5 protein-coding genes and 1 pseudogene are annotated in these 5,922 nt (G+C 68.1%); 4 read left to right on the top strand and 2 right to left on the bottom strand.

All coding sequences use genetic code 11. The features are described 5' to 3' along the window. The coding region (locus tag I73_RS30765) for a hypothetical protein (protein WP_148289709.1) at positions 1-1,119 on the bottom strand (1,119 nt) is incomplete at its 3' end. A 194-nt stretch (positions 1,120-1,313) separates the two neighbouring features. Between I73_RS30765 and I73_RS26355 the strand changes: the two genes are divergently transcribed. Genes I73_RS26355 through greB form a run of 4 tightly spaced genes read left to right on the top strand, consistent with a single transcriptional unit; the run spans position 1,314 to position 3,840 of the window. After that, complete coding sequence (locus I73_RS26355; RefSeq protein ID WP_234409428.1) at positions 1,314-2,180, top strand: YafY family protein; 867 nt, start codon at positions 1,314-1,316, stop codon at positions 2,178-2,180. Beyond that, entirely contained in the window at positions 2,089-2,307 is a 219-nt protein-coding gene (locus tag I73_RS33760; protein ID WP_234409427.1) for a WYL domain-containing protein, read from the top strand. The genes I73_RS26355 and I73_RS33760 overlap by 92 nt, the downstream gene beginning before the upstream one ends. After that, positions 2,304-3,224: a bestrophin family protein gene (locus I73_RS06335; RefSeq protein WP_022979843.1), complete on the top strand. Its 921-nt coding sequence runs from the start codon at positions 2,304-2,306 to the stop codon at positions 3,222-3,224. Before I73_RS33760 ends, I73_RS06335 begins: the two co-directional genes overlap by 4 nt. Before the next feature lie 49 nt (positions 3,225-3,273). Continuing rightward, complete coding sequence (gene greB / locus I73_RS06330) at positions 3,274-3,840, top strand: transcription elongation factor GreB (protein ID WP_022979842.1); 567 nt, start codon at positions 3,274-3,276, stop codon at positions 3,838-3,840. A 33-nt stretch (positions 3,841-3,873) separates the two neighbouring features. Here greB and I73_RS26350 read toward each other — a convergent pair. Further along, positions 3,874-5,922 (bottom strand): annotated as a pseudogene (locus tag I73_RS26350) (bifunctional (p)ppGpp synthetase/guanosine-3',5'-bis(diphosphate) 3'-pyrophosphohydrolase); the annotation flags it as partial.

Below are 5,922 nucleotides of genomic sequence, written 5' to 3'. Positions count from 1 at the left end.
GACGCGGTCGAGACTTCCTGCGCGCATCGGCCTGAACTGAGGCCGCGCGCGCTTACGCCACTCGGCCCGCCCCCCGGACTCCAGCGCCCAACCCTCCGTGGCGCCCGACGTCGCATGTTGCTGCATGCGGCGTCCACTGACACCCAGGGCCAGAGCGTCGGACAGCAGTTCCTCGGTCTGCCTGGCGCTGAGCTGCAGTGCGAAGTGCTGCCAACGGCTGAGCACGCGCTCGTCGGCCCAGGCGTCTTCCAGCCGCTGCTTCAGGGCCTCGGCGTCAGCCGGCCGGCCGCCCTGCCAGACCCGGGGCAGAAAGCCACCCACGAAGACCCGGAAAGCCAGGCGACTGGTCTCGGGGAGTCGCTCCGCCAGGCGGTTCAGGCGCTGGCTCCAGCCATCGAGCTCCATCTGCAGCGTGAGCCAGACCTGCAGCCCCTGGATCGCGTTGAGCACCCGCACACGGTTGGGCGGCAGGGCCCGCAGCGGCAGCCGTGCCGCAGTCTCGTGGTCCAGCGGGGTGGCCATGTCCACCAGACAGGCCAAGCGGGCCCACTCGGCAGCGGTCAGCCCGCGGCACATGCCATCGGCCGCGGCGGCCGCCAGGCGGCCGGCTTCTCGCGCCGACGGACCGCTCAGGCCCGGCAGGACCTGCGCGGCCCGGGCGGACAGCACAGCCAGGTTGCCCGCCGCGTAGCCGGCGGCCTGGTTCAAGCGAACCACCCGGGCGTCCTCGGTGAGGGGTTCACGGGTCACCGGGCACCGTGCCGCTGCCAGCTGCTTGAGGAAGTGGGGTGTGACCAGCAGGTCCTCGAAGACCAGGCCCTGTTCCCAGGCCCCCACACGCAGCCGCAGCCAAGTCCGAACCTCCTCGGTGGCGGGCCGGGTGCGGCCGGCGAAGGCGCCGCGGCCGGCCTGCCAACCTTGGCGCAGCGGGTTGCCGGGCAGCAGATGGCGCTGGGGGGGCAGCAGGCCATGACGCGCATGGTCCCAGCCGATGCCATAGCCGGTCTGAAAATCGGTATCGGCCACGCCCGCAGGCGCGCTGGAACATGGCGGCCATTGGCCAGCGTCGGCAGGGCGGGGGGCCAACAGATCGTCGAAAGCGAAAGAGGTCTGTGCCATGGTGATGCGCTCCTCGTGGGGATCGAGTCGGCGGCTGGCCCGCCGTGCAGCTGATGGACTCATTTCCTCAGCATGGATCGCAGTGTGCTGGGCCCGGAGCTCATGGCGTGAGCCTGCTGATTTCGGCCCAGGCGTGGTGTTCACGCCACTGTGACCATGCGTTAAGCTGCAGGCTCATTCCCTGAGCTGTGAACATGAACCGCACCGAACGCTTCTACCGCATCGAACTGCTGATCAAGAGCCGTGGCGGGGTCAATTTCGAGACCCTGATGGACGAGCTGGAAGTCTCCCGGGCCACCCTCAAGCGCGATCTGCAGTACCTGCGCGACCGCATGGATGCGCCCATCGTCTATGACCGCTTCGACAACCTCTACAAGTTCGAGGGTGGGGCCAGCGGTGCGGCGCCGGCCCACCAACTGCCCGGCGTCTGGTTCAGCGAATCCGAGATCCACGCCTTGCTGACCATGCACCAGCTGATCGATGGGCTGGACGCGGGCGGCGTGCTGGGCCGCCATCTGCAGCCGCTGCTGGACAAGCTCAACGGCATGCTGGGCACGACGAGTTCGGAATCCCGCGAGCTGATGAAGCGGGTCAAGATCGTCAATCCGGCCCGCCGGCCGGTGCCCAGCCGCTGGTTCGAGGCCGTCGGCAGCGCCCTGCTCAAGCGCAAGCGGCTGGACATCGTCTACTTCACCCGGGCCAGGCAGACCGAGTCCCAGCGCGAGGTGTCGCCCCAACGCCTGATCCACTACCGCAACACCTGGTACCTGGATGCCTGGTGCCACCAGAGTGACGGACTGCGCCGCTTCGCGCTGGACGCGGTGCGGTCGGCCAAGGCGCTGGAAAGCCGGGCCAAGGATGTGGCGCTCAAGAACGTCGAGGCCGAGCTCGATGGCGGCTATGGCATCTTCAGCGGCAAGGCCATCCAGTGGGCCACCCTGGTGTTCACGCCCGAGGCGGCCCCAATGGGTGGCGCTGGAGGAGTGGCATCCCCGCCAGACGCTGAAGACGTTGGCCGACGGCAGCCTGGAAATGCGCCTGCCCTATGCCGATGCCACTGAACTGGCGATGGACATTCTGCGCCACGGTTCCCAGGTTCGGGTGGCGTCGCCCGTGGCGCTGGCGCGGCAGGTGGCGCAACGGTTGCGCGAGGCCGCCGCCCAGTACCCGGAGGGCAACGGGCGATGATCGTCCGCGACCGTCCCCACGGGCTGGCGCTGTTCTTCGTCATGCGCGGCTCGGTGCTGCCCAGCATCCTGCCCGCGCTGGCGGTGAATGTGCTGTTTGCCGGGGTGGTCACGGTGGTGCATGGCGTCTTCCTGGACCACAAGATCCAGGTCACCACGGCACCGTTCTCCCTCATCGGCCTGGCCTTGGCGATTTTCCTGGGGTTTCGCAACTCCGCGGCGTATGACCGCTACTGGGAAGGTCGCAAGCTCTGGGGCGAGATGGTGCACGCCAGCCGCAGCTGGGCCCGTGGCGTGATGGCCTATCTCCGTCCGGGCGGCGAAGGGCCCTCTCGGCAGGCCTTGGTCATGACGGTGGCCGCCATGGCCCATGCGCTGCGCCACCAGCTGCGGGGCAGCGATGCCCGTGGAGATCTGCTGCGCTGCCTTGGCCCCGAAGAGGTCGCGCGCGTGGCAGGGCGGCGCAATGTGCCAGCAGCCTTGCTTCAGCAGGCGGGGCGGGACCTGGGAGAGTGCCTGCGGCAAGGGCAGCTGGATGCCCAGATGGCCGCGGTGATGGAGAACCGTCTGGCCGAGCTCACCGCCTGTGCGGCTGGCTGCGAACGGATCGCCAGCACGCCCATCCCGTTCGCCTACACCCTGTTGTTGCACCGCACCGCCTACATCTACTGCTTTCTGCTGCCCTTTGGTCTGGTAGACACGCTGCATGGCCTCACACCGCTGGTGGTCGGCCTCGTGGCCTACACCTTCTTCGGGCTGGACGCCCTGGGCGACGAGATCGAGGATCCCTTCGGAACCCAGCTCAACCATCTGCCCCTGGATGCGCTGTGCACCACCATCGAGACCAGCCTGCGCGAGGCGCTGGGTGAGACCGAGCTTCCACCGGCGCCTCAGCCCGAGCGCTATGTGCTGACCTGAGCCGCATGGCCCAGATTCCGCGAACCCGATCTGCCGTACCGGACCCGAGATGAGCAAGGCCTTCACCAAGGAAAGCGATGGTGCCGATGAGGACGATGACAGCGGCGGCTTGCCCCCGCTGCCTGCCGGCACCAAGAACTACATCACCCCGGCCGGCTATGCCCGGCTGCGCGCCGAGCTGCTGGAGCTGATCGACGTCGAACGCCCCAAGGTGGTCGATGTCGTCCATTGGGCGGCCTCCAATGGCGACCGGTCCGAGAACGGCGATTACCTGTATGGCAAGAAGCGGCTGCGCGAGATCGACCGCCGCATCCGCTTCCTGACCAAGCGTCTGGACATCGCCGAAGTGGCGGACCCGTCGGCCCACCACGGTAACGACCAGATCTTCTTCGGCGCCACGGTCACCTATTCAACCAGCAAGGGGGAGGAGCGCACCATCACGATCAAGGGCGTGGACGAGGTGGACCACCTGGCCGGGGAGGTGAGCTGGGTGTCGCCGATCGCCCGGGCCCTGCTCAAGGCCCGCGAGGGCGATGAGGTGCCCCTCCACACGCCGGGGGGTGTGGAGACGCTGGAGGTGCTGGAGGTGCGTTACCCGCCGTCCGCGGTCAGCTGATGCACCGGCCGACGGGCCGGTTCAGTCTCAGGCTCAGCTGGGCTTGACGCGCTGCACCTTCAGCACCGCCGGGCTGCGCTTGAGCGTGCGCAGCACGTCGGCCAGGTGCTGGCGATCGCGCACGCTGACCAGGATGCGCATTTCGGCCGTGGTGCCCACGGCCTCGTCACCCATGTCGATGTGGGTGATGTCCGCTTCGGCGCTGCTGATGGCCTGGGCCACCTGGGCCAGTGCGCCCTTGCCATTGCGCATGACGACGCTGACGGCGGTCTCGAAGGCACGGATCGGCTCTTCCGACCATTCGACCTGCATCCAGCGTTCACGGTCGCGTTCGAACAGGCGCTTGCCCACCGAGCAGTCTGCGGTGTGTACCACCAAGCCCTCGCCCCGGCCCAGGTAGCCGACGATGGCGTCGCCCGGAATGGGGCGGCAGCAGGGGGCCAGCGTGATCGACCCGCCTTCGGAGCCGTCGATCACCACCAGGCCCTGGCTGGGGGCGTTGTCGTCATGGCTGTAGCGGCCCAGGCTGAGGGTCACGGCATCGGGCACCTGGCCTTGCTCGCGCAGCAGCTGGGCGATGCGCTTGGCCACGATGGTGGCGATCTTCTTGCCGGTGCCCACATCGGTCAGCAGATCGGCCGGGGTGCGGTTGCCGCTCCAGCGCAGTAGCACCGGCCAGACCGAGGGGCGTCCCTCGACAGGCTCCAGCGGTGGCAGGGGCAGTCCCTCGGCCCGCAGGGCCTGGGCCAGCATCTTCTGCCCAAGGGCCTGGGTCTCTTCGTTTTCCAGGGTCTTGAGGTAGTGCCGGATCTTGGAGCGGGCCCGGCCGGTGCGCACGAAATTCAGCCAGGCTGGGTTGGGCCGGGCCCCTGGGGCGGTGACCACTTCCACCACGTCGCCGGAATTGAGCGTGGCCCGCAGCGTGGCCGGCTCACCGTTGATCTTGGCGGCCACGCAGTGGTCGCCGACATCGGAGTGGATGGCGTAGGCGAAGTCCACCGGCGTGGCGCCCTTGGGCAGGGCCAGGATCTTGCTCTTGGGCGTGAAGACGTAGACGGCGTCCGGGACCAGGTCGATCTTGACGTGCTCCAGGAACTCGCCGGCGTCGCGGGTCTCGTCCTGGATGTCCAGCAGCGATTTGAGCCACAGCGCGCCCAGGCGCTGGGCCACGTCGCCCGGGTTGGCTTCCTGGCCGACCTTGTAGAGCCAGTGCGCGGCGATGCCGGCCTCGGCCACCGCATGCATCTCCTCGGTGCGGATCTGGAACTCCACCGAGGTGCCCAGCGGGCTCACCAAGGTGGTGTGCAGCGACTTGTAGCCGTTGGGCTTGGGGATGGCGATGTAGTCCTTGAAGCGACCCGGCACCGGCTTGTAGAGCTGGTGCAGCACGCCCAGCGCCAGGTAGCACTCCGGCATGGTCTGCACGATGATGCGAAAGCCGAAGATGTCGTTGACCTGGGCGAAGCCGGCGTGCTTCTCTTCCATCTTGCGGTAGATGGAGTAGACCGTCTTCTCCCGGCCGCTGACCTCCACCTTCATCTTCGCCTCGTTGAAGGCGGCCACCACGTCGTCGTGCACGCGCGAGACGATGTCGCGCCGGTAGCCGCGCGCGCGCAGCACGGCTTTCTGCAGCGCGCCGAAGCGCCAGGGGTGGATGAAGGAGAAGGAGAGCTCCTGCAGCTCGCGGTAGGTCTGGTTCAGGCCCAGCCGGTGCGCGATGGGCGCGTAGATGTCCAGCGTCTCACGGGCGATGCGGGCCCGCTTGTGCGGGGCCATCGCCTCCATCGTGCGCATGTTGTGCAGGCGGTCGCACAGCTTGATCAGGATGACACGCACATCACGCGACATCGCCAGCAGCATCTTGCGGAAGGATTCGGCCTGGCCTTCCTCGCGGGTCGAGAACTGCAGTTTGTCCAGCTTGGTGAGGCCATCCACCAGCTCGGCGGTGGGGGCACCGAAGCGCTCGATCAACTCGACCTTGGTGACGCCGCAGTCCTCCATGGCGTCGTGCATCAGTGCGGCCATGATGGCCTGGGCGTCCAGCTTTCAGTCGGCCACCAGGCCCGCCACCGCGATCGGGTG

Source organism: Ideonella sp. B508-1 (assembly GCF_000333615.1).
Taxonomy (GTDB): domain Bacteria; phylum Pseudomonadota; class Gammaproteobacteria; order Burkholderiales; family Burkholderiaceae_C; genus Ideonella.
This window is presented reverse-complemented; position numbering and strand designations above follow the sequence as displayed.